Origin of the sequence: Cellulosimicrobium sp. AB352 (genome assembly GCF_049538415.1) — a bacterium.
GTDB classification, from domain to species: Bacteria; Actinomycetota; Actinomycetes; order Actinomycetales; family Cellulomonadaceae; genus Cellulosimicrobium; species Cellulosimicrobium funkei.
Map to the genome: position 1 here is coordinate 36,064 of NZ_JBMVFX010000020.1, position 22,875 is coordinate 58,938.

Here is a 22,875-nt window from a genome sequence, read left to right on the forward strand (position 1 = left end):
TAGTCCGTCCCCGGGCCCGCGACCTGACGAGCACCGCCGTCCCGTGCGGCGCGCCGGACCTGCCGCGACGTCTCGCATGCTGACACCGAGGGACGCGACGGCCTGACAGAATGTCCGGCGTGACGCACGTGAGCATGGACTCCTCGACCGCCCCGGACAGCACCCGCATCGTCGTCGTGGGGGGTGGGCCCGGCGGCTACGAGGCCGCCCTCGTCGCCCGTCGCCTCGGCGCCGACGTCACCGTCGTCGAGCGCCACGGGCTCGGCGGCGCGGCCGTCCTGACGGACGTCGTCCCCTCGAAGACGCTCATCGCCACCGCCGACTGGATGACGATCGCCGAGCGCGCCGCCGAGCTCGGCATCCGCCTCCCCGTCGACACGGCCAAGGCGCAGCACCCCGCGATGCGGCGGCACATCGTCGACCTCGAGGCCGTCAACACGCGCGTCATGGCGCTCGCGGCGGCGCAGTCCGCCGACATCCACGCGCGGCTCGAGCGCGAGGGTGTGCGCGTCGTCATCGGCGAGGGCCGGCTCGACGGCCCCGAGCGCGTCGTGGTCGACGCGCCCGACGGCACCGACGGCCCGCTCGTGCTCGACGCGGACGTCATCCTGCTCGCGCTCGGTGCGACGCCGCGCGTGCTCCCGACCGCGCAGCCCGACGGCGAGCGCATCCTCACGTGGACGCAGCTCTACAACCTCTCCGAGCTCCCGGAGCGGCTCGTCGTCGTGGGGTCGGGCGTCACCGGCGCCGAGTTCGCGGGCGCGTACAACGCGCTGGGCTCGGACGTCGTGCTCGTGTCGAGCCGCGACCGCGTGCTCCCCGGCGAGGACGCCGACGCCGCCGAGCTGCTCGAGGGCGTGTTCCGCTCGCGCGGCATGACGGTCATGTCCCGCTCGCGCGCCGAGTCCGCCGAGCGCACCGAGGACGGCGTGCGCGTCACGCTCTCCGACGGCCGCGTCGTCGAGGGCTCGCACGTGCTCATCGCCGTCGGCGCGATCCCCTCGACGAGCGGCATCGGCCTCGAGGAGGCCGGGGTCCGGCTCACGCCCAGCGGGCACGTCGAGGTCGACAAGGTGTCGCGCACGTCGGTGCGGGGGATCTACGCCGCGGGCGACTGCACCGGCGTGCTGCCCCTCGCATCCGTCGCGGCGATGCAGGGCCGCGTCGCCATGTCGCACGCGCTCGGCGACGCCGTCGTGCCGATCAAGCTGCGCACCGTCGCGGCGAACATCTTCACCGCGCCCGAGATCGCGACCGTGGGGTACAGCGAGGAGCAGCTCAAGGCGCAGAGCAGCAAGTACGTCACGACCGTCCTGCCGCTCGCGCGCAACCCGCGCGCCAAGATGCTCGGCATGCGCGACGGCTTCGTCAAGCTGTTCGCCCACCCGGAGGCGGGGGTCGTGCTGGGCGGCGTGGTCGTCGCGCCGCGCGCGAGCGAGCTCGTGTTCCCCATCACGCTCGCGGTCTCGCACCGCCTCACGGTCGACGACGTCGCGTCGGCCTTCACCGTCTACCCGTCGCTCAGCGGCTCGATCGCCGAGGTGGCGCGCATGCTGCACCACCGGGAGGACTGAGCACCCGCAGGCGGTCCCGGCGGGCGCGGCGCCTCAGCCGAGCGCGGCGGCCAGCCGGCGGGCGCTCGCGGCGGGGTCCTCGGTACCCGTGACGAGCGTGCGGTGCGCGAGGCTCCGCGTCCCCGGGTCGTCGAACCACTCGGCGAGGAAGTCGTGCCCCGCGGGTCGCCAGTCGGTGCCCTTGGCGGCGAGGGAACGGGCACGCAGCACGCCGAGCGCGTGCTCGCGGTCGGTGCTCGGCAGCACGAGGACGACGTGCGGGACGGACGCGAGCGCGGCGCGGACGCGGGCGAGCTGCGCGGGGTCGGTGTACGACGCGTGCCCCGCGCCGAGCGCCAGCACCGAGCCCGGGTGCTCCGCGACCGCGCGCTCCGTCGCGTGCGCGCGGGCCGGCTCCCACTCGCGCTCGGCCGCCACGCGGCCCACGACGCCGACGCGCTCGACGAGCCGCTCGACGCTCCAGCCGACCTCCGGGTAGTAGCGGTCGGCCACGGTGTCGAGGTCGACGAACGGCACCCGGAGCCGCTGCGCGACGAGCGCGCCGAGCGTCGACTTGCCGGTCGCCGCGGGACCGAGCAGGACGAGGACGGGCGCCGGGGGACGAGCGTCCGGCACGTCAGAGCCGTCCGTCGAGACGCAGGCTCCCGTCCGACCACGCGAGCTCGGTGAGCTGGAAGCCGGGGAACGTGTGCTCGAGCACGCCGCCCAGGAGCGCCTGCACGTCGACCGCGACGCGCGCCTCGGGCAGCACGCGCACGGCCTCGGGCGGCAGACCGTGCGAGCGCAGCGCGCCCTGCAGCGGCGCCTCGACGAAGCCGAGAAGCTTGTGGGCGGGCAGACCGGCGGCGCTCGCCTCGACCGCGAGCACCGCGGTGCCCGCGACGACGGACTCCACGCGCAGTGTCGCGCGGACGACCGGGACGAGCCGGGCCGCGAGCCGGAGGGCCGACGGCGGGTCGGGCACCTCGCGCAGGTCGACGACGACCCGCACGTCGTCGCCCTCGCTCGCGACCGACCGCACGTACGGCGGCAGGCCGCCCGTCGCGCGGGCGATCTCGACGGCCTCGGTCACGGTCAGCTCGATGCGCACCCGTCGACCCTAACCCGCCGCCCCGCGCCCGGGTCGGGCCGCGGGCGCCGGGATCCCGGGCCGAGGTGGCCGGGACGGGTCTCAGTCCTGCACGCGGAGCTCGGCGAGCAGCGGGCGGTGGTCGGACGTCGTGACGTCGAGGACCTCGACCGACCGGAACGTCACCGCGGGGGAGCCGAGAACCCAGTCGATGCGGTGCGCCGGGGCCACGGCGGGGGACGTGAGCGCCGCGGGGTCGCCCGCGACGTCCTGCCCGCTCTCGAGACCGGCGTCCTCGAGGAGGGCGATCTCGTCCCAGCCGGGCTCCGCGTTGAGGTCGCCCGCCAGGACGTACGCGTCCCCGACCGGCTCCGCGGCGAGGAGCGCGTCGAGCTGGTCGAGCCGGGTCGGGGTGTTCTCCTCGCGGTGCTGCACGTGCACCGACGTGACGCGCACCGGGACGCCTGCGGCGTCGACCGTCGCGGAGACGGCCGAGCGCTCCTGGGGACCGGCGCCGTAGGGGAGGGCGTGGCGCACGACGTCGGTGAGGTCGCCCCGCAGCGGGTCCCAGAGGATCGCGTTGCCGAACTGGCGGTCGGCCGCGGGCGCGAAGACGACCCGCATGCCGGTCGCGCGCGCGAGGTACGTCGCCATGTCGGCACCGCCGCCGAGCACCCAGCCGCGGGACACCTCCTGGAGCGTCACGACGTCGGCCCCTGACTCCGTGATCGTCGCCGCCATCTCGTCGAGCCGGACCGACGGGTCGGCGCTCACGCCGTAGTGCAGGTTCCAGTCCAGCAGCCGGAGGTCGCCCACCGGGTAGTCGGCGACGGCGGACGTCGTCGTCGGCACGTGGACCTGGGTGACGCCGACGAGCGCGAGCAGCGCGACCGCGCCCCCGAGGGCGAGCGCGAACGGCCCGCGCTCCCGACGGGCGGGCCGCTCGTCGTCCCGGGTCGGCGCGGCGCGGTGCGCACGCCCTCCCTCGACCACGGCGGGGACGGCCACCGCGAGCGCGGCCGCGACGGGCAGCAGGGTGTGGGGGAACGGCAGCGGCACGTCGTACTCGAGCTGGTAGCCCAGCAGCGGGACGGCGACGCCGAGACCCGCGGCGCTCGCGGCGCCGGCGAGCCGGAGCCACGTGAGCGGCAGGGCCGGGCGGGTCAGCGCGAGGGCGAGCGAGCGCCCCGCGACCGGGACCAGCAGCACGAGCAGGGCGAGCAGCACCCAGCCCCACGCGCCCGGCCCGTCGAGGCGGGGGACGGCGAGCAGGACGACGGCGACGCCCACCACGAGCACCGCGGGCGGGAGCCACACCGCACCGGGACCGGACCGCGCGGGGCGCGGGACGGCCCAGGCCGTGAGCAGCGCGGCGACGGCGAGCCCGGCGACCGCGAACGGGAGCGCGACCCCCGTCTGCGCCGCCGCGAACGCCGGGTTGACCAGCACCTGCACGGCGAGCGCGACGAACGGGCCGAGCACCCACAGCCCGCGCGACCCCGGCAGGGCGTCGCGCCCGCGCAGCACCCACGCGCAGGCGAGCGCCGCCCCCGTGACGACGACCGTCACGACCCACGCGCCGACGTCGGCCCGCCAGTAGGCGTCCCACGTGCCCAGGACCGCGCTCAGCGCCGCGGCGAGGAGGGCGCCGAGCACGACGCCCAGGGCCACGAGGCGGCCCCGTGCGAGGCCGTCGGCAGCGCCCGCGCGGACGCCGCTCGCGAACCCCGCCACGAGGACGAGCACGCCGATCCCGAGCGCGACGGTCGCCAGGCCCACGCCGTACCGGACGAGCCCGAGGTCCGCGCCCGAGGCGATCGCCGTGCCGAGCCCCTGGAGCACGAGCCGCGCCACGACGAGCGCGGAGACGGCGAGCAGCACGACGCGGCCGGTGAGCTCGAGCCGCGCGGCGATCATCGCGACGAGCAGCCCCGGCGCCGCGTACGTCGCGAGGGCCGTCAGGGCCACGGTGACGACCCCCGCGGAGAACGCGTGGTCGAGCAGCGGGCCGCTCGACCGCACGAGCTCGACCACCGTCGCCGTGACGGTGACGACGAGGAGCAGGAGGGCGAGGTCGGCGCGGTCGCGCGGGACGACGGGGGCCGGCGCGGGGTTCACGAGGTGTGACGCTACCGCCCCGGGCCCGCGCGGCACAGGGCGGCCGGTGTCCGGGCGGGCGGGGTCGGTGCTCGGGACGGCGCCCGGGCCCTCAATCCTCGGGCGGGCCCTCCAGCAGGGCACGCAGCCCCGGCCAGGCGTCCGCGAAGGCCGGGAGGAGGTCGAGGCCCGCGACGTCGTCGACCGGGACCCACCGGACCTCGATGCTCTCGGCGTCGGTCGCACGCGGCTCGACCGGTGTGCCGTCCACGACCTCCGCGAGGACCGTCGTGTACCGCCACGGGCCGTGGTCGAGCACGCGCTCGCCCACGACGCGCACGGCCGCGGGGTCGATCCCCGCCTCCTCCTCCGCCTCGCGCAGGGCTCCCTGCGCGGCGGTCTCGTCCGGCCCGACGGCGCCCCCCGGCACGCCCCACGTCCCGCCCTGGTCGGACCACGGGGCCCGGTGCTGGAGCACGACGTCGGTCGGCCGCCCGGCGCCGTCGCGCCGGGCGAGCAGCAGCCCGGCCGCCCCGAACAGCCCCCAGTGCCGGCGTCCGCACGCGCACTCGACCCAGCCGTCGCCGGGCTGGAGGTGGCGGGGGAGCCGGGTCGGCGGCTCGTCGGGGTCGCGGGGGGCGGTCGGGATCGTCACGAGCCCCATGCTGCCAGCCCGGTGCCGTGCCCCGCCGCGCGCGGCGGTGCGCCGTCGGCGAATTCCGTGGACCGTGTGGGTGGCGCCCGGCACGATGTCCGGGTGAGCCATACGCCGTACGAGAACACCGACGCCGCGCCCGCGGACGCTGTCGACCGTCCCGTCGAGGACGACGCGCTCGCCCGGCCCCGGTGGCGCCGGGACACGGCGGTGTTCCTGTCGGGGCAGACGGTGTCCCTGTTCGGCTCGATGCTCGTCCAGTACGCCGTCATGTGGCACCTGACGATCGAGACCAAGTCCGGCTCGGTGCTCGCGCTGAGCTCGCTGTTCGGGTTCCTGCCGCAGGCCGTCGTCTCGATCTTCGGCGGCGTGTGGGCGGACCGGGTGAACCGCAAGGTGCTCGTCATCGCCGCCGACGCCACGATCGCCGTGACGACGCTGGCGCTCGCGCTCCTCATGCTCGGCGGGGCCGACGACCTCTGGCTCATCTACGCCGCGCTCGCAGTCCGCTCGACGGGCGCCGGCGTCCAGACCCCGGCCGTCGCCGCGCTGCTCCCGCAGATCGTGCCCACGAGCAGGCTCCTGCGGGTCAACGGCATCAACCAGTCGATCCAATCCGCGATGATGCTCCTCGCGCCCGCGGTCGCCGCCGCCCTGTACGCGAGCCTGTCCCTGGTCGCCGTGTTCTTCGTCGACGTCGTCACCGCCGTGGTCGGGATCGGGCTCCTCCTGCTCGTGCCCGTCCCGACCCTCGCGCGCGCCGCCGCGGGCGAGCGTGCGGGGTACTTCGACGACCTCGTCGAAGGGTTCCGCTACCTCGGGTCGCACCCGTTCGTCCGGTGGGTGCTGGGCCTCTACGCCGTCGTGTTCCTGCTCATCGTCGCGCCGTCGTACCTCACGCCGCTCATGGTCGCGCGCACCTTCGGCGAGGAGGTCTGGAAGCTCACCGTCAACGAGGTCGCGTTCTCCGTCGGGATGCTCCTCGGGGGCGTGCTGCTCGCGACGTGGGGCGGCCTCAAGAACCGGATCGCGATGATCGTCGGCTCGACGTTCGTCTTCGGCCTGCTGTCGGTCGCGATGGGCGTCTCGACGAACATGTGGGTGTTCTTCGCCTTCATGTTCCTGCTCGGGCTCTCCGTGCCGCCCTTCTCCACGACGTCGATGACCGTGCTCCAGGAGACCGTCGAGCCGGAGCGCCAGGGCCGGGTGTTCGGGTTCGTCGGCATCGTCATGGCCGTCTCGATGCCGCTCGGCATGGTCGTGTTCGGCCCGCTCGCGGACCGCTTCTCCGTCGAGTCGCTGCTCGTGGTCTCCGGCGTCCTCATGTTCGTCGTCGTGACCGTCGCCGTCGCGCTGCCCTCGGGACGGCGGGCGATGCGCGCCGCCGCCCAGCCCGGCTGACGGCAGGCAGACGGCGAGCTCGGCACCCGCGGTCGGGATCGGCAGTCGGTGCTACCGACCTCGACCTCGGGTGCCGAGCTCGGTCGGAGGTGCCGATCTCGGGACGCTCGTGCCGACCCCGGTCGGTCGCCGGGGGCAGGACGCGCTGGTCAGTCGACGATCTCGCAGATGGCGGTGCCCGAGCTGACGCTCGCGCCCGCGGTCGCCGAGAGCGAACGGACGGTGCCGGCGCGGTGGGCGAGGAGGGGTTGCTCCATCTTCATCGCCTCGAGCACGACGACGAGGTCGCCCTCGGCGACCTGGGTGCCGTCGGCCACGGCGACCTTGACGATGGTGCCCTGCATGGGCGAGGCGAGCGTCGTGCCCGAGCCGCCGCCGTTGGACTTCGCGGCGCTGCGACGCGCGGGGCGGCGGGCGGCGTTCGCGGTGCGGGCACGCCCGGCGGCCATGCCGAGCCCGGCGGGCAGCACGACCTCGAGCCGCTTGCCGCCGACCTCCACCACGACGCGCTCGGTCGCGAGCGGCTCGTCGTCCTCGTCCGCGGGCGCCGCGGGAGCGGGCGCGAGCGTGGCGAGCCGGTCGGCGAACTCGGTCTCGATCCACCGGGTGTGCACGCGGAACGGCTCGTCGTCGGTGGGGACGAACGCCTCGGCGTCGAGCACGGCCCGGTGGAACGGGACGACGGTCGGGATGCCCTCGACCTCGAGCTCGCGCAGGGCGCGGCGGGCGCGCTGGACGGCCTGCTCGCGCGTGGCGCCGGTGACGACGAGCTTGGCGATCATCGAGTCGAACGCGCCGGAGATGGTGTCGCCCTCGACGACGCCGGAGTCGACGCGCACGCCCGGTCCGGACGGGAAGCGCAGGCGCGTGATGCGCCCCGGGGCGGGGAGGAAGTTGGCCGCCGGGTCCTCGCCGTTGATGCGGAACTCGATCGAGTGGCCGCGCACCTGCGTGGAGGTGTACCCGAGCGGCTCCCCGGCGGCGATGCGCAGCTGCTCGCGCACGAGGTCGATGCCGGTGACCTCCTCGGAGACGGGGTGCTCGACCTGCAGGCGGGTGTTGACCTCGAGGAAGGAGATGGTGCCGTCGGCGCCGACGAGGAACTCGCACGTCCCGGCGCCCACGTACCCGGCCTCCCGGAGGATGGCCTCGGACGCCTTGTACAGCTCGGCCTCCTGCGCGGCGCTGAGGAACGGCGCGGGCGCCTCCTCGACGAGCTTCTGGTGGCGACGCTGGAGCGAGCAGTCGCGCGTGGACACGACGACGACCGTGCCGTGCTCGTCGGCCAGGCACTGGGTCTCGACGTGCCGGGGGGTGTCGAGGTACCGCTCGACGAAGCACTCGCCGCGCCCGAACGCCGCGGTCGCCTCGCGGACGGCGGACTCGTAGAGCTCGTCGATCTCGTCGGTGGTGCGTGCGACCTTGAGGCCGCGGCCGCCGCCGCCGAACGCCGCCTTGATCGCGATGGGCAGCCCGTGCTCGGCCGCGAACGCGTGGACCTCGCTCGCGTCGGCGACCGGGTCGGGCGTGCCGGGCACGAGGGGGGCGCCCGCACGGTGCGCGATGTGGCGGGCGCTGACCTTGTCGCCGAGCGCGTCGATCGCGGCGGGCGGCGGGCCGATCCAGACGAGCCCGGCGTCGAGCACGGCCTGCGCGAACTCGGCGTTCTCGGCGAGGAAGCCGTACCCGGGGTGCACGGCGTCGGCGCCGGAGCGGCGGGCGACGTCGAGGAGCTTCGCGATGTCGAGGTAGGTCTCGGCCGCGCGCGTGCCGCCGAGCGCGAACGCCTCGTCGGCGAGGTGCACGTGCAGGGCCTGGCGGTCGGGGTCGGCGTAGACCGCGACGGACGCGATGCCGGCGTCGGCGCACGCGCGGACGATCCGGACGGCGATCTCGCCACGGTTGGCGACGAGGACCTTGCTCAGGGGGCGGGTGGGGTTCGCGGGCACGGCTCACGGTAACGCGTGCGCACGGCGCGGTTCACGCTCCTGCGCGTGGTACCGGACAAGATTGGAGAACAAACCAAGCCGCGCCGAGGGCGGTTGTCGGAAACCTCCATAGCGGCCCGTCCCTGGGCTCCGTGAGGTGCGCGGCGTTGTCCGGCCTCGACAACGGGCGCCGCGCAGCGCGTCAGGCGCGCAGCGCGTGCCAGGCCACGCCGACCTCGCGCAGGAGCGACCGCACGAGCGGCAGGCTGATCCCGACGACGCCGTGGTGGTCGCCCTCGATCCGCTCGACGTACGGGCCGCCGAGGCCGTCGACCGTGAAGGCGCCGGCCACGTGGAGCGGCTCGCCGGTGGCGACGTACGCGTCGATCTCGTCGTCGGCGAGGTCGGCGAAGTGCACGACGGTCGAGCTCGTCGCGCCGACGGCGGCGCCCGTCCCCCCGGCGTCGGCCGGGCGCAGGTCCACGAGCCAGTGCCCGGTGTGCAGGACGCCGGCACGGCCGCGCATGGCGCGCCAGCGGGCACGCGCGTCGTCCGCGTCGGCGGGCTTGCCGAGCACGTCGCCGTCGAGCTCGAGCATCGAGTCGCACCCGACGAGCAGCGCGGCGTCGTCCTCCGGCGTCCCTGCGGCGGCCGGGTCGAGCGTGCGCACGACCTCCTCCGCCTTGGCGCGCGCGAGCACGAGCACGGCGTCGACGGGCGCGAGCCCGCCGCGCTCCGCGGCGGCGTCGCGCAGCACGGCGTCCTCGTCGACCCCGGACACGCGCACGAGCGGGTCGACGCCGGCCGCGCGGAGCGTCGCGAGGCGGGCGGGGGAGCGGGAGGCGAGGAGCAGTCGGAGCACCCGCGCAGACTACCCGGCGCGGCTCGCCGCCCCGGCTACGCGAGGAGCAGCGCGGCGACGAGGAGCACGACGGGCGAGCCGACCGTCGTGACGAGGATCGTGTCGCGCGCGAGGATCTCGCCGCGCCCGAACCGCGCCGCGTAGTTGTAGACGTTCTGCGCGGTGGGCAGCGCGGCGAGCGTCACCGCCGAGGCGACGGCCGCGTCGTCGAGCCCGAGCACGAGCCGGGCGACGACGAACGCGACCACCGGCATGACGACGAGCTTGGCGGCGCTCGCGACGCCCACGGCCGCGCGCGGCTCTCCGCGCCGCAGCGGGCGCGTGCCGTGCAGCGACATGCCGAACGCGAGCAGGATCATGGGGATCGCGGCCCCGCCGAGGATGTCGAGCGGGGCCATGACCGCGACCGGCGGCGTCCAGCCGCTCACGGAGACGACGGCGCCCGCGAGCGACCCGAGGATGATCGGGTTGCGCACGGGCTGGGCGAGGACGAGCCGCCACGACGCCCGTCCGCTCGTCGTCACGTCGAGCACGAGCAGCGTGACGGGCGCGAGCACGAGGAGCTGGAGCAGGATCACCGGCACGACGGCCGTCGCGTCGCCCAGCACGTAGACCGCGACGGGCAGGCCGATGTTGTTCGCGTTCACGTAGCCGGAGCCGACGGCGCCGACCGTCGCCTCGGGGGCGGGCAGCCGCAGCCAGAGCCGGTCGACGACGACGAACACGCCGGCCGTGACGACGGCGGACGTCGCGGCCACCGCGAGGGGCGCCTGGAACAGCGCGCCGACGTCGGCCCGGGCGAGGACGGTGAACAGCAGCGCCGGGCTCGCGACGAAGAACCCGACACGGTTGAGCGCCGTCCGCGCGTCGGGGCCCCCGATGCCCAGGCGCGCGGTGACGTACCCGGCGGCCACGACGACGGCGATGACGGCGAAGCCGGTGAGGACGGCGCCCACGGGTCAGGACGCCCGGACGCCGGCCGGCCCGGGACGGCGCGCCGCCGTCCCGGGCCGGTCGGGCGCGGGGGTCACGACGAGAGCGCGTCGCGCAGCACGTCGAGGCCCACCGAGCCGAGGTTGAGCGCACGCTCGTGGAACGCCTTCGCGTCGAACTGCTCGCCGCGCGACTGCGCCGCGGCGCGCGCGTCGTCGCGCGTGGCCTCCCACAGGCGCTGCCCGACCTTGTACGACGGCGCCTGCCCCGGCCAGCCGAGGTAGCGGTCGAGCTCGAACCGCACGAACGAGTCGGGCATGTTGACGTTGGCGCGCAGGAACGCGAGCGCCTTGTCGGCGTCCCACGTGCCGCCGCCCCACTCCTGCGGCGCGGGGAGCCCGAGGTGCACGCCGATGTCGAGCACGACGCGCGCGGCACGCATGCGCTGCGCGTCGAGCATGCCGAGGCGGTCGCCGTCGTCGTCGAGGAACCCGAGGTCCGCCATGAGGCGCTCCGCGTACAGGGCCCAGCCCTCGCCGTGGCCCGAGACCCAGCACGCGAGGCGGCGCCACGTGTTGAGCGTCGCGCGCGCGTACACGGCCTGGCCGCACTGCAGGTGGTGGCCGGGGACGCCCTCGTGGTAGACGGTCGTCTTCTCGCGCCACGTGTTGAACTCGGTGACGTCCGCGGGGACGGACCACCACATGCGGCCCGGGCGGGAGAAGTCGTCGCTCGGCGGGGTGTAGTAGATCCCGCCGGTCTGCGTCGGCGCGATCATGCACTCGAGGTCGAGCACCGGCGCGGGGATGTCGAAGTGGACGCCGTTCAGCGCGGCGACCGCGGCGTCCGACGTCTCCTGCATCCAGGCCTTGAGGGCGTCCTTGCCGAGCAGCTTGCGGCTCGGGTCGGCGTCCAGCGCCGCGACCGCGTCCTCGACGCTCGCGCCGGGACCGGCGATGCGGCGCGCGATCTCCTCCTGCTCCGCGACGACGCGCGCGAGCTCCTCCAGACCCCACGCGTACGTCTCGTCGAGGTCGACCTCGGCACCGAGGAACGTGCGCGAGAAGAGGGCGTAGCGCTCGCGGCCGACGGCGTCCTCGGCGCGGGCCTGCGGGGCGAGGGTCGTCTCGAGGAAGTCCGCGAGCCGGCCGTACGCCTCGCGCGCGGCGGCGGCGCCGTGCTCGAGCTCCTTGCGCACGAGCGAGCACGCGGCGGAGTCGTCGAGGACGGCGTCGGCCTCGGGGCCCGAGACGAAGGTCGTGAAGAAGGAGCCCTGCGGGTCGGCGAGCTCGCGCGACTGCGCCACGCCGATCCGCACCTGGCGGATCGCGGCGACGTTGCCGCGCGACGCCGCCTCCGCGAGCGACGCCATGTAGCCGTCGATCGCACCGGGAAGGCCGTTGAGGCGGGCCGCGATGTTCTCCCACGCCTCGACGGTGCCCGTCGGCATGATGTCGAAGACGTCGCGCAGCTCCTGCACGGGCGACGCGATGTTGTTGAGGCTCGCGAGCGGCTCGCCGGCCTCGTGCAGCTCGAGCTGCAGGCCGATGCGCTCGCGCATCGCCGCGAGGGTGACGCGGTCGACGTCGTCGACCGGCTCGAGGCCGTCGAGCTCGCGCAGCACCGCGCGGTCGGCCTCGGCGCGCGCCTCGTGCCCGGCGGGGGACAGGTCGGTGACGAGGTGGTCGTAGCCGGACAGGCCCATCGAGGTGGCGGCCAGCGGGTCGAGCTCGGCGACCCGCGTGACGTACGCCTCGGCGACGGCGTCGATCGGCGTGGGGGTGCGGTCGGGGGTCCCGGCGGAGGCGCCGGCGGGGGTGGTGGTGGTGTCGCTCACCCGGACGAGACTACTCGGCGCGGGGCGAGCGCTCCGTGCGAATTTCGGGCTCGTCCGGCCCGTCCACGTCTGCCCCGTCGTCCGCGGCCGGGCCGCCCCCGCGCAGCGCGGCGAGCAGGTCGTCGGCCCAGTCGCGCTGGTAGCGGACGAGCAGCACGCCGGTCGCGTCCTCGTCGTCGGCCGCGTGCCAGACGGCGACCGGGTCGCCCGGGCGCGGGGCCGTCGTGCCCGCGGGCACGACGACGCGCACCGGCCGTGCCGTCGCCACGCCCGATCCCGTCGTGACGACGAGCGTCCCGCGCACGTCGCGCGCACCGGGCTGCGGGTCGTCGGTGGCCGGTGCGGGCACGGTGAGCGTGCCCGTGGCCCGGACGGGGGCGGCGAGCAGCGCGTCGCGACCGCGCGCGAGGCGCGCCGCGGCGCGGTCGTCCTGGTAGCGGACGAGCGCGAGCACGGCCGTCAGGAGCAGGCCGAGGGTCGCGACGACGACGAGCGCCTCCGGCACGGGCCAGCCGCGCGACGCGCCCGCGCGCTGGTAGACGAGGAGCGCGACCGTCGGCACGAAGGCGACCGCCCAGGCCCAGCGTCGCCACGCGGCGACGGGCACGACGGGCGGCAGCGCCGTCGGGTCGGCCTCGACGGCGTCGGCCGTCGGAGCCTGCTCCACGAGCACCGCCCGCTCGGGCAGCCGCCGCACGCGCGGGGAGGGGCCGGCCGTCGTCACGAGCGCAGGCTCCAGCGCCAGGAGTCGGCGTTGTGCCGGCCCGCGCGCCCGCCGAAGCTCTTCGCCGTCGCGCCGTCGCCCGTCCCGCGCAGCACGCGCGCGCGGTTGGTCCACTCGTCCACGGGCGCGACGTCGTCGGGCACGTCGCCGGCCGCGGCCGCCGCGGCGAGCCCGGCCACGAGCGCGGCGACCTCGAGATCGTCCGGGGCGCCGCGCACGACGCGCACGCTCGGGGCGCCGGGCACCGGCTGCTGCTCGCTCACGCGTCGTCCTCGGGCTCGTCCGTGCCGCGGCCGACGCCCCACTCGGGGACGTCGTAGCCCGCCTCGGTGAGGCGCGCGTGCGCCTCGTGGCCCCACGAGTCCAGCAGCCCGACGACGTCGTCCAGGTCCGGGCCGCCGGGGTGCGAGACGACGACGTACTCCAGGGTGAACGTGTCGTCCTCCAGGTCCGCCGGGGCGGCGTCCGCGTCGTCGGCCTCCTCGCCCTCCGTCGGCTCCCACACGGACGACGTGAGGTCGGGGTGGATGCCGAGCGCCTCGTGCAGCACGTCGAAGAGCTGGGCGTTGAGCGCGCCGACGCGCGCCTCGAGCGCGAGGACGCGCGGGTCCTCGTCCGCCTCCGACGCCCCGAACTCGGCGCGCACCCCCACGGCGGTGCCGACGTACTCGTGCAGCGCCGCGGCGAGCGCGTCGACCGCGGCGTGCATCGGTGCCGGGTCGACCGCGCCGAGCGGCGCGGGGCCGTGCGTGGCGTCCTCGTGGCTCATGACCGTCCTTCTCTCGGGCCGCTCGCGCGGCGGGTCGTCGGGTGCGTGCGGTCCGCGGCGCTCACAGGGGGATGTTGCCGTGCTTCTTGGGCGGCAGGCTCGCGCGCTTGGTCCGCAGGGCCCGCAGCGCGCGCACCACCTGCACGCGCGTCTCGGACGGGCGGATCACGGCGTCCACGTAGCCGCGCTCCGCGGCGTCCCACGGGTTGACGATCGCGTCCTCGTACTCCGCGACGAGGCGCGCGCGCTCCGCCTCGACGTCGTCGCCCGCGTCGGCCGTCCGCTTGAGCGCCGCGCGCTGCAGGATGTTCACCGCGCCGCCCGCACCCATGACCGCGACCTGCGCCGTCGGCCACGCGAGGTTGACGTCCGCGCCGAGCTGCTTGGACCCCATGACGATGTAGGCGCCGCCGTACGCCTTGCGCGTGATGACCGTGACGAGCGGGACCGTGGCCTCCGCGTAGGCGTAGATGAGCTTCGCGCCGCGGCGGATGATGCCCTGGTGCTCCTGGTCGACGCCCGGCAGGAAGCCCGGGACGTCCACGAGCGTGAGCACGGGGATGTTGAACGCGTCGCACGTGCGCACGAACCGCGCCGCCTTCTCGGCCGCGTCGATGTCGAGCGTGCCCGCCATGGCGAGCGGCTGGTTCGCGACGACGCCGACCGACTGGCCCTCCACGTGCCCGAACCCGACCAGCACGTTCTTGGCGAACAGCGGCTGCACCTCGAGGAACGCGCCCTCGTCGAGCACGTGCTCGATCACCGTGCGCATGTCGTACGGCTGCGAGTCCGAGTCCGGGACGAGCGCGTCGAGCACCTCGTCCTCCTCCGTGACCGCGAGCTCGACGTCGTCGGGCAGGAACGACGGCGCGTCCGAGAGGTTGTTCTGCGGCAGGTACGACACGAGGTGGCGCACGTAGTCGATCGCGTCGTCCTCGTCGCTGCCCAGGTAGTGCGCGACACCGGACTTCTCGTTGTGCGTCAGGCCGCCGCCGAGCTCCTCGAAGCCCACGTCCTCGCCCGTCACCGCGCGGATCACGTCCGGCCCGGTGATGAACATGTTCGACGTCTTGTCGGCCATGACGATGAAGTCCGTGAGGGCGGGGGAGTACACCGCGCCGCCCGCGCTCGGGCCGAGGATGAGCGAGATCTGCGGGATCACGCCCGACGACGCGACGTTGCGGCGGAAGATCTCCGCGAACTGCGTGAGCGCCGCGACGCCCTCCTGGATGCGCGCCCCGCCGCCGTCGGAGATGCCGATGAGCGGCACCCCGGTCCGCAGCGCGAGGTCCTGCACCTTGGTGATCTTCTGCCCGTGGACCTCGCCGAGGCTCCCGCCGAACACCGTGAAGTCCTGCGAGTACACGCACACCTGGCGGCCGTCGATCGTGCCGTGCCCGACGACGACGCCGTCGCCCGCCAGCCGCTTCTTCTCCAGGCCGAAGTTGTGGGAGCGGTGCTTCGCGAACGCGTCGAGCTCGACGAAGCTCCCCTCGTCGAGGAGCGCGTCGATGCGCTCGCGGGCCGTCTTCTTGCCGCGCGCGTGCTGCTTGGTCCGCGCCGCCTCCTCGGGCAGCCCGACCGCCTCCGCGCGACGGCGGTCGAGGTCGGCGAGCTTCGCCGCGGTCCCGGTGAGGCGGGGCGCGTCGGCGCTCTCGGTCGTCGCGGGCGAGGTCGTCGCAGAGTCCGTCACGCACCCGAGCCTAGTTGGAGGATCGCACCCACTCGATGCGGCCGCCGCCAGCACCGCGGGGGCCGGTGTTGGTGGGTCCCCACAACTCCGCCGGTCGCCGGTCGGCCGGTCCCCGCCTCGTGCGGCGCCCGCGCCGTGCGCGAGGATGGCGGGCATGGCGACCGCGCGAGACCCCGAGACCCCGTCCGGCGACGAGCGACCCCCGCTGCGGGCCGACTTCCTGCGCGAGCTGCTCGTGGCGCCCGCCGGTCCGCTCGCCCGGCTCGAGGTCGTGCCCGAGTCCGCGTCCACCAACGCGGAGCTCGCGGCCGCCGTCGCGCACGACCCGGCGGCGTGGCCCGCCCCCGCGCTCCTCGTCGCCGAGCACCAGCCCGGGGGCCGCGGCCGGCTCGGCCGCTCGTGGACGACGCCGCCCCGCACCGCCCTGCTCGGCTCCCTCCTGCTGCGGCCCGACGTGCCGCGCGAGGCCCTGAGCTGGCTCCCGCTGCTCGCCGGGCTCGCGACCGCCCGCGCGCTGCGCGCCACCGCCGGCGTCGAGGCCGTCGTCAAGTGGCCCAACGACGTCCTCGTCCCCGACCCCGGCGCGGGCGAGCCCGCACCGCTGCGCAAGGTCGCCGGCATCCTCGCCGAGGTGCTGCCCGACGGCGGGGTCGTCGTCGGCGTCGGCCTCAACGTCGCACAGCGGCGCGACGAGCTGCCCGTCCCGACCGCCACGTCGCTCGCCCTCGCCGGAGCCGCGACCACCGACCGGGAGGTCGTGCTCGTCGCGCTGCACGAGGCCTTCGGCGAGGTTCTCGCGCGCTGGCAGGACGCCGGGGGCGACGCGCACGCCGCCGGGCTCGACGCCGACTGCGCCGAGGTCAGCGCCACGCTCGGCACGCGCGTGCGCGTCGAGCGCGTCGCGGGCGGGGACGTCGTCGGGCTCGCGATCGGGCTCGCCCCCGACGGCGGCCTCGAGGTCCGCCTCGACGACGGCACGACGACCGTCCACCACAGCGGCGACGTGCACCACCTGCGCCCCCACGACTGACCGGCCCACGCCTGACCCGCCCCCGGACGGCCCCTCGAGATCGGCGGTCCGCGGCCGGATCGGCGGTCGTGCGTGCCGATCTCGCGTGCGCCCGCCGACGTCGACGAGCCCGGCCGAGGAATAGGATCGCCGGGTGCCAGTGGACCCGGAGAACGAGCTCGCCCCCGCACCGTCCGCGACGACCGCGGAGGACGGCGCGCCGACCACCGAGGCCGAGGCGACCGAGGCGGTGCTCGACGAGGCGCTCCTCGGCGGACCCCGCACCCTGACCGTCGAACGGCTCGCCGAGCGGGCCGGCGTCGACGAGGACCGCGTCCGCGCCTACTGGCAGGCGCTCGGCCTTCCGCTCACCGAGGGCGAGGAGCACGCCTTCACCGAGCGCGACGCGCAGGCGCTCGCGGACGTGTTCGCGTTCGCCGCGCAGGAGCAGCTCGACCAGCGCGCGCTCACGACGCTCATCCGCTCGACGGGGCACACGACCGAGCGCCTCGTGCTGTGGCAGGTCGAGGCGCTCGTCGAGCACCTCACGCGGCGGTTCGACCTCGACGACACGAGCGCGCGCCTGCTCGTGCTCGACCGGCTGCCCGAGCTCGCGCCCGTCCTCGAGGAACAGCTCCTGCACGCGTGGCGGCGCCAGCTCGCGGCCGTCGCCGGCAGGTTCGCGGTCGAGTTCTCCGACGCCCGCGCGACGGCGGTCGACGAGCACGAGCTCCCGCTGCCGCGCGCGGTCGGGTTCGCGGACATCGTGTCCTTCACGCAGCGCACGCGCGGCCTCGGCTCGAGCGAGCTCGCCGAGTTCGTGCAGCTCTTCGAGACGAGCGCGCGCGACGTCATCACCGCGGCGGGCGGTCGCGTCGTCAAGACGATCGGCGACGCGGTGCTCTACGTGGCCGACGACGTCGCGACCGGTGCGCGCGTCGCGCTCGGCCTGGCCGCGGCGGGCGGCCGGGAGGAGGACGTCGACGTGCCGCCCGTGCGCGTGAGCCTCGTGTGGGGCCGCGTGCTGTCCCGGTTCGGCGACGTGTTCGGCCCGAGCGTCAACCTCGCGGCGCGCCTCGTCGACATCGCCGACCCGACGACCGTGCTCGTCGACCGCGAGACGGCGGGCCTGCTCGCCGGCGACCAGCGGTTCGCGCTCACGGCACAGCCCGAGACGGAGGTGCAGGGTCTCGGGACGATCGAGCCCGTGCGCCTCCAGTGGGCCTACCGCGGCTGACCGGCTGCGCCCGGCGCGCGGTCGCCGACGTCCGCGCGGCGGGACAGGGCCCGGTCAGACGGCCTCGAGGAGCCCCGGGCCGTCGTTCGTCACGGAGTTGACGAGGGTCGAGATCTCGCGCGCGACCATGGGGACGTCGTCGTGCGGGCCGCCGAGCCCGAGGAGGTCGGCGGCGCCCCGCGCGTCGACCGCCGGGTCGAGCCACGCGTCCCAGGCGTCGGACGGCAGGGCGAGCGGCATGCGGTCGTGGATCTCGGCGAGGTAGGGCGCCGCGTCGGTCGTGATGATGGTCGTCGAGACGAGCCAGCGGTCCGGGTCGTCGTCCGCCTTGGTGCGGTCGCGCCAGAACTCGTAGAGCCCCGCGAACGCGGCGCTGCGCCCGTCGCCGGGCGCGATCCAGTACGGCTGCTTGGGGACCTTGCCCCGGCGCGCCGGCGCGCCCGCGGACCCGGCGGGGGACGCGCCGTCGGGCAGGACGCGCCACTCGTAGTAGCCGTCGGCGGGCACGAGGCACCGCCGCACGCCGAACGGCTTGGCGAACGCCGGCTTGTCGAGGATCGACTCCGCGCGCGCGTTGATCATCCGTGCGCCGCCCTTGGGGTCCTTCGACCACGACGGGACGAGGCCCCAGCGTGCGAGCCGCAGCGAGCGGCGCACCTCGCCCGTGTCCTTCGCGGCGCGCTCGACGACGATCCGCACCGGGTCTGTCGGCGCGAGGTTCCACGACGGCGGGAGGAGGCGCGCGTCGTCGGCCACGTCGGCGATCGCGAACTCGTCCGCGAGGTCCTGGGCGTCCCGGAAGGAGGCATAGCGTCCGCACATGCCTCCAGGGTGCCGCACGCCACCCACGCTCGCGCCGGGCCGGCGGGCGGGCGCCCGGGGAGGGCCGCCGGGCTGCGCGCGCGACGGTCGGGGCCGTACCAAGGGAGAGCAGGGTCACGCCCGTGAGCCCGGTCCGCACGCGATCGAATCGTTACGATGGGAGTCATGCCACCCTCCTCGGTCGACCCCGCCGTGCCCCGACCGAGATCGTCCGCCCGCTGGGTCCTGCTCCTCGGCGCGCTCGCCACGCTGCCCGCGCTCACGGTGGACATGTACCTCCCGCTCCTGCCCGAGGTGGGCGCCGAGCTCGGTGCGCCCGACTCCCTCGCGCAGCTCACGCTGTCCGGCATGCTTCTCGGCGGCGCCGTCGGGCAGCTCGTCATCGGGCCGCTCTCCGACCGCTACGGCCGTCGTCTGCCCGTGCTCGTCGGGCTCTCGCTGCACGTCGTCACGTCGATCCTGTGCGCGTTCGCGCCCAACATCGGCATCCTCGTCGGCCTGCGCGTGCTCCAGGGGTTCTTCAACGCGTCCGCGTCCGTCGTCGCGATCGCCGCCATCCGCGACCGGTTCACCGGGTCCGAGGCCGCGCGCGTCCTGTCGCGCCTCATGCTCGTCATCGGGCTCGCGCCGCTCCTCGCGCCCTCCATCGGCTCGTTCATCGGCGCGCACGCCACCTGGCGGGCGGTCTTCTGGGTCCTCGCGCTCGGCGGCGTCGTGCTCGGCGCGATCGTCCTGTTCTTCATGCCCGAGTCCCTGCCGCTCGAGCGTCGTCGCCCCGCCGGAGCGCGCACCGTCCTGCGCGGGTACGCGGGCCTCCTGCGCGACCGGCACTTCGTCGCGCTCGCCGTGCTCCCCGGTCTCGGGCAGGCCGTGCTCATGAGCTACGTCGTCGGCTCACCCTTCGTCCTGCAGGAGGGGTACGGGCTCAGCCACGGGCAGTTCGCGCTCCTGTTCGCCGTGAACGGCATCGGGCTCGTGCTGTCGGCGCAGGCGAACGCCGCGCTCGTCCGCCGCGTCGCGCCCGTGCGGCTGCTCCGGACGGCGCTCGTGGTGCAGGGCGTGTTCGCCGTCGGCCTCCTCGTGGTCGCCCTGACGGGGGCGGGCGGCATCGTCGGGATCGTCGCCGCGCTGTTCCTCGTCCTGTCCATGCAGGGCCTCATCCCCGCGAACGCCTCCGCGCTCGCGCTCACCCGGCACGGCGAGATCGCCGGCACCGCCGCCGCGGTCATCGGCGCGTTCCAGGCCGGCGTCGCCGGGCTCGTGAGCCCGCTCGTCGGCGTCCTCGGCGGCGACGCCGTCGCGATGTCCACCGTCATGCTCGGGGCGGTCGTCGCGTCGATCCTCGTGCTCGGGCTCGCCACGCCCGCGTTCCGCCGCGGAGGCTGGCACACGCCCGTCTGACCCGTTCTTCGCCGCCCTTTCACACGTCCTCCTGCCGGTCCGGCGCACGTTTCCGCGCGCGACCCTCTACTCTCGGACCGTGCCGAAGTCCGCCCCCGCCTCGCCGCCCGCACGCGCGAGGTCCCGCGCGACGCAGGAGACGCGTTCCCGGGAGGGCGGGACGGACAAGCCCACCGGGGGCCCGCACCACGCCCGCGCGCTCCGTTCGCACCGCGTCGCGAGGGCGATCGGGCTCGTCCTCACCGGCGCGCTCGTCTTCGTCGCCGTCGGCGCGGGAGCCGTGTACCTCGACCTCAAGTCGAAGATCACCGTGAGCGACGTGTCCGAGTACGTGGTCGGCATGCCGACCGAGGAACCACCGAAGGACCCCTCCGACCCGTTCGCGGGCAAGGCGCTCAACATCCTCGTCATGGGCACGGACTACCGCGACGCCGAGAACGCCGCGCTCGCGGGCGAGGAGGAGGGCATGCGGTCCGACACCACGTTCATCGTGCACGTGTCCGGCGACCGCACGCGCATGGAGGTGGTGTCGATCCCGCGCGACTCGCTCGTCGACCTGCCCGCGTGCAAGCTGCCCGACGGGTCGATGTCCTCCCCCCGGCGCAACACCATGTTCAACGAGGCGTTCCAGATCGGGTCGGGCGGCGTCGACGACATGGACGCGGCCGCCGGCTGCACGATCTCGTCGGTCTACAGCCTCACGGGCGTGCCCATCACCAACCACGTCGTGGTGAAGATGACCGGGGTCGTCGGCGTGGTCGACGCGATCGACGGCGTGACGATGTGCTTCCCGGAGCCGATCAAGGAGGATCCCCGGTACGGCACCCTCGACCTGCCCGCCGGCGAGCACACGCTCGACGGTCACGAGGCGATCGGCTTCCTGCGTGCGCGTCATGGCACGGGGATGGGCCTCGAGATGGGCTCCGACCTCACGCGCATCGCCCGGCAGCAGGCGTTCATCGACTCGGCGGTGCGCGAGCTGCTCTCGCAGAACATCATCACCAACTCGCCCCAGCTCTACGGGGTCATCGAGGCCGTGCTCGGCTCCATCAGCGCGGACCCCACGATCGCGGACCCGACGGCGCTCGCCGGGCTGGCGTTCAGCCTGCGGGCCATCAAGCCTTCCGAGGTCGTCTTCACCCAGGTCCCGGTCGTGGACGCGGCGAGCGACCGCAACCGCGTCGAGTGGACGGCGGAGGCCGACGCGATCTGGCAGCGGCTGATCGACGACGCGCCCCCGCCCGGCCACGAGCCCGTCACGGACCCGCGCGACGACGCCACGGCCCCCGCGGACGGCGCGACCGACCCCGGTGCGGGGACGGACCCGGGCACCACCGACCCCGGGACCGGAGCCGTCGACCCCGGCACGGGCGCGACGGACCCCGGTGCCGGGACCGACCCGGGCGACGGCGCGACGGAAGCGCCACGCGACGGCGTGTGCCCCTGACCTCGCTCAGGGCCGCGACGCGCCGAGCGCGGCCAGGCGCCGCACCGCCTCGTGCAGGACGTCCTCGCGCTTGACGAACGTGAACCGGACGCGGGACGCGAGCGCGCGCGCCGTCGTCGACCCCGGGGTGCAGAACGCGCTCACGGGGACGGCCACGACGCCCGCGAGGGCGGGCAGCTCGCGGCACAGCGCGGTGCCGTCCTCGAATCCGAGCGCGGCGCCGTCGGCGATGACGAAGTACGTGCCCTGCGGCACGACGACGTCGAACCCCGCGCGGACCAGGCCCTCGCACAGCAGGTCGCGGCGTGCGGCGAGCGAGTCGGCGAGCGCGCGCGGGGTCTCGTCGTCCGCGAGCGCGTCGGCGATCGCGGGCTGGAACGGCGCGCCCGACGTGTAGGTGAGGAACTGCTTCACCGTGCGGACCGCCGTCACGAGCGGCTCGGGGCCGTGCAGCCACCCCACCTTCCACCCCGTGAACGAGAACGTCTTGCCTGCCGAGGAGATGGTGATCGTCCGCTGCCGCATCCCCGGCAGGGTCGCGATCGGCACGTGCCGGGCGTCGTCGAACGTCAGGTGCTCGTACACCTCGTCCGTGACGACCACGACGTCGTGCCGGCGCGCGACGGCGGCGATCGCGTCGAGCTCGTCGAGGTCGAGGACCGTGCCCGTCGGGTTGTGCGGCGAGTTCACGACGATCAGGCGCGTCCGGTCGGTGACGGCGGCGCGCAGCGCGTCCACGTCGAGCCGGAAGCGGTCGGGGCCGGGGAGCAGGGGGACCGTGACGTGCCGCGCGCCCGCGAGCGCGATGCACGCGGCGTGGGAGTCGTAGAACGGCTCCAGCGTCACGACGTCGTCGCCCGGCCCGGCGAGCGCGAGGATCGTCGCCGCGAGGGCCTCGGTGGCGCCCGTGGTCACGAGCACCTCGGTCTCCGGGTCCGGGTCCAGGCCGTAGTGGCGGAGCTGGTGGCTCGCGACGGCGTTGCGCAGCTCGAGGATGCCCGGGCCCGGCGGGTACTGGTTGTGGCCGTCCTCGATCGCGCGCACCGCGGCGTGCTTCACCGCGGCCGGGCCGTCGACGTCCGGGAAGCCCTGCCCGAGGTTGATCGCCCCGGTGCGCTGCGCGAGCGCCGTCATCTCGGCGAAGATCGTCGCCGCGACCGCGCCGTCGGCGCGAAGGAGGCCCGTGGCGTGCGCGGCGGCCTGCCAGCGGCCGGGCGGGAGGTCCGTCATGGCCCGACCCTAGCCGTCGCGACGACCACGATGTGGGACGCCGGGAGGGAGGTCCTCCCTCGACGGCGCGGGATTCCGGGGCGCCCGCGACGTCGTCCACAGGGGCGGTTCACGGGGGCGCGTCCATGCCCTACTCTCTGGCGCAGATCGTTGACGACCGGCGGGGCAGCCGGCCGACGGAGCAGGG

At 75.4% G+C, this 22,875-nt stretch carries 20 protein-coding genes; 6 read left to right on the forward strand and 14 right to left on the reverse strand.

Features of this window, described 5'->3' with window-relative positions; all coding sequences use genetic code 11:
* Window positions 1-110: 110 nt before the first annotated feature.
* A complete protein-coding gene (locus tag ACPCUX_RS14425; RefSeq protein WP_061267658.1) occupies window positions 111-1,574 on the forward strand; it encodes an NAD(P)H-quinone dehydrogenase in 1,464 nt (487 codons plus the stop codon).
* Window positions 1,575-1,607: 33 nt separating this feature from the next.
* On the opposite strand, the gene ACPCUX_RS14430 is transcribed toward ACPCUX_RS14425, so the two are convergent.
* The 4 genes from ACPCUX_RS14430 to ACPCUX_RS14445 form a co-directional block, all read right to left on the reverse strand.
* Window positions 1,608-2,189 (reverse strand): shikimate kinase, encoded by a 582-nt coding sequence (locus ACPCUX_RS14430; protein WP_051027479.1) that lies wholly within the window; start codon window positions 2,187-2,189, stop codon window positions 1,608-1,610.
* A gap of 1 nt (window position 2,190) precedes the next feature.
* The gene (locus ACPCUX_RS14435) at window positions 2,191-2,664 is read right to left on the reverse strand and encodes a hypothetical protein (RefSeq protein ID WP_034653947.1); all 474 of its coding nucleotides are present in this window, start codon (window positions 2,662-2,664) and stop codon (window positions 2,191-2,193) included.
* Window positions 2,665-2,745: 81 nt separating this feature from the next.
* On the reverse strand, window positions 2,746-4,761 hold the full coding sequence (locus tag ACPCUX_RS14440) for an endonuclease/exonuclease/phosphatase family protein (protein ID WP_423389033.1): 2,016 nt from the start codon (window positions 4,759-4,761) through the stop codon (window positions 2,746-2,748).
* A gap of 91 nt (window positions 4,762-4,852) precedes the next feature.
* Window positions 4,853-5,389 (reverse strand): NUDIX hydrolase, encoded by a 537-nt coding sequence (locus ACPCUX_RS14445; RefSeq protein ID WP_043651364.1) that lies wholly within the window; start codon window positions 5,387-5,389, stop codon window positions 4,853-4,855.
* A 108-nt stretch (window positions 5,390-5,497) separates the two neighbouring features.
* Here ACPCUX_RS14445 and ACPCUX_RS14450 point away from each other — a divergent pair, with 108 nt between their 5' ends.
* Window positions 5,498-6,796: an MFS transporter gene (locus ACPCUX_RS14450; protein ID WP_423389034.1), complete on the forward strand. Its 1,299-nt coding sequence runs from the start codon at window positions 5,498-5,500 to the stop codon at window positions 6,794-6,796.
* Between the two features lie 149 nt (window positions 6,797-6,945).
* Here ACPCUX_RS14450 and ACPCUX_RS14455 read toward each other — a convergent pair whose 3' ends face one another.
* The 8 genes from ACPCUX_RS14455 to ACPCUX_RS14490 form a co-directional block, all read right to left on the reverse strand.
* Window positions 6,946-8,721, reverse strand: a complete 1,776-nt coding sequence (locus ACPCUX_RS14455) for an acetyl/propionyl/methylcrotonyl-CoA carboxylase subunit alpha (RefSeq protein ID WP_076405403.1) — start codon at window positions 8,719-8,721, stop codon at window positions 6,946-6,948.
* 205 nt (window positions 8,722-8,926) lie between these two features.
* A complete protein-coding gene (locus tag ACPCUX_RS14460; RefSeq protein ID WP_423389035.1) occupies window positions 8,927-9,586 on the reverse strand; it encodes a Maf family protein in 660 nt (219 codons plus the stop codon).
* 35 nt (window positions 9,587-9,621) lie between these two features.
* The gene (locus tag ACPCUX_RS14465; RefSeq protein WP_043651312.1) at window positions 9,622-10,542 is read right to left on the reverse strand and encodes an AEC family transporter; all 921 of its coding nucleotides are present in this window, start codon (window positions 10,540-10,542) and stop codon (window positions 9,622-9,624) included.
* 71 nt (window positions 10,543-10,613) lie between these two features.
* Window positions 10,614-12,356, reverse strand: coding sequence for a DUF885 domain-containing protein (locus tag ACPCUX_RS14470; protein ID WP_021483144.1), 1,743 nt, complete (start codon window positions 12,354-12,356; stop codon window positions 10,614-10,616).
* 10 nt (window positions 12,357-12,366) lie between these two features.
* Window positions 12,367-13,080, reverse strand: a complete 714-nt coding sequence (locus ACPCUX_RS14475) for a hypothetical protein (protein WP_423389036.1) — start codon at window positions 13,078-13,080, stop codon at window positions 12,367-12,369.
* On the reverse strand, window positions 13,077-13,343 hold the full coding sequence (locus tag ACPCUX_RS14480; protein WP_409141074.1) for an acyl-CoA carboxylase epsilon subunit: 267 nt from the start codon (window positions 13,341-13,343) through the stop codon (window positions 13,077-13,079). Before ACPCUX_RS14480 ends, ACPCUX_RS14475 begins: the two co-directional genes overlap by 4 nt.
* Window positions 13,340-13,849, reverse strand: a complete 510-nt coding sequence (locus ACPCUX_RS14485; protein ID WP_409141075.1) for a hypothetical protein — start codon at window positions 13,847-13,849, stop codon at window positions 13,340-13,342. Before ACPCUX_RS14485 ends, ACPCUX_RS14480 begins: the two co-directional genes overlap by 4 nt.
* Before the next feature lie 61 nt (window positions 13,850-13,910).
* Window positions 13,911-15,542, reverse strand: coding sequence for an acyl-CoA carboxylase subunit beta (locus tag ACPCUX_RS14490; RefSeq protein WP_409141076.1), 1,632 nt, complete (start codon window positions 15,540-15,542; stop codon window positions 13,911-13,913).
* A 154-nt stretch (window positions 15,543-15,696) separates the two neighbouring features.
* Here ACPCUX_RS14490 and ACPCUX_RS14495 point away from each other — a divergent pair, with 154 nt between their 5' ends.
* Both ACPCUX_RS14495 and ACPCUX_RS14500 read left to right on the forward strand, forming a co-directional pair.
* On the forward strand, window positions 15,697-16,572 hold the full coding sequence (locus ACPCUX_RS14495; RefSeq protein WP_085388241.1) for a biotin--[acetyl-CoA-carboxylase] ligase: 876 nt from the start codon (window positions 15,697-15,699) through the stop codon (window positions 16,570-16,572).
* 133 nt (window positions 16,573-16,705) lie between these two features.
* On the forward strand, window positions 16,706-17,788 hold the full coding sequence (locus ACPCUX_RS14500) for an adenylate/guanylate cyclase domain-containing protein (protein ID WP_395410277.1): 1,083 nt from the start codon (window positions 16,706-16,708) through the stop codon (window positions 17,786-17,788).
* A gap of 54 nt (window positions 17,789-17,842) precedes the next feature.
* On the opposite strand, the gene ACPCUX_RS14505 is transcribed toward ACPCUX_RS14500, so the two are convergent.
* Window positions 17,843-18,610, reverse strand: coding sequence for an SOS response-associated peptidase (locus tag ACPCUX_RS14505; protein ID WP_061267671.1), 768 nt, complete (start codon window positions 18,608-18,610; stop codon window positions 17,843-17,845).
* A gap of 165 nt (window positions 18,611-18,775) precedes the next feature.
* On the opposite strand from ACPCUX_RS14505, the gene ACPCUX_RS14510 reads away from it, so the two are divergent.
* Together ACPCUX_RS14510 and ACPCUX_RS14515 are read left to right on the forward strand one after the other, a co-directional pair.
* Window positions 18,776-20,011 (forward strand): multidrug effflux MFS transporter, encoded by a 1,236-nt coding sequence (locus ACPCUX_RS14510; RefSeq protein WP_085388240.1) that lies wholly within the window; start codon window positions 18,776-18,778, stop codon window positions 20,009-20,011.
* A gap of 79 nt (window positions 20,012-20,090) precedes the next feature.
* Window positions 20,091-21,458, forward strand: a complete 1,368-nt coding sequence (locus ACPCUX_RS14515; RefSeq protein WP_423389037.1) for an LCP family protein — start codon at window positions 20,091-20,093, stop codon at window positions 21,456-21,458.
* Between the two features lie 6 nt (window positions 21,459-21,464).
* Here the strand turns inward: ACPCUX_RS14515 and ACPCUX_RS14520 are convergent, their stop codons facing one another.
* Entirely contained in the window at window positions 21,465-22,688 is a 1,224-nt protein-coding gene (locus ACPCUX_RS14520; protein ID WP_144722475.1) for a pyridoxal phosphate-dependent aminotransferase, read from the reverse strand.
* Window positions 22,689-22,875 lie beyond the last annotated feature (187 nt).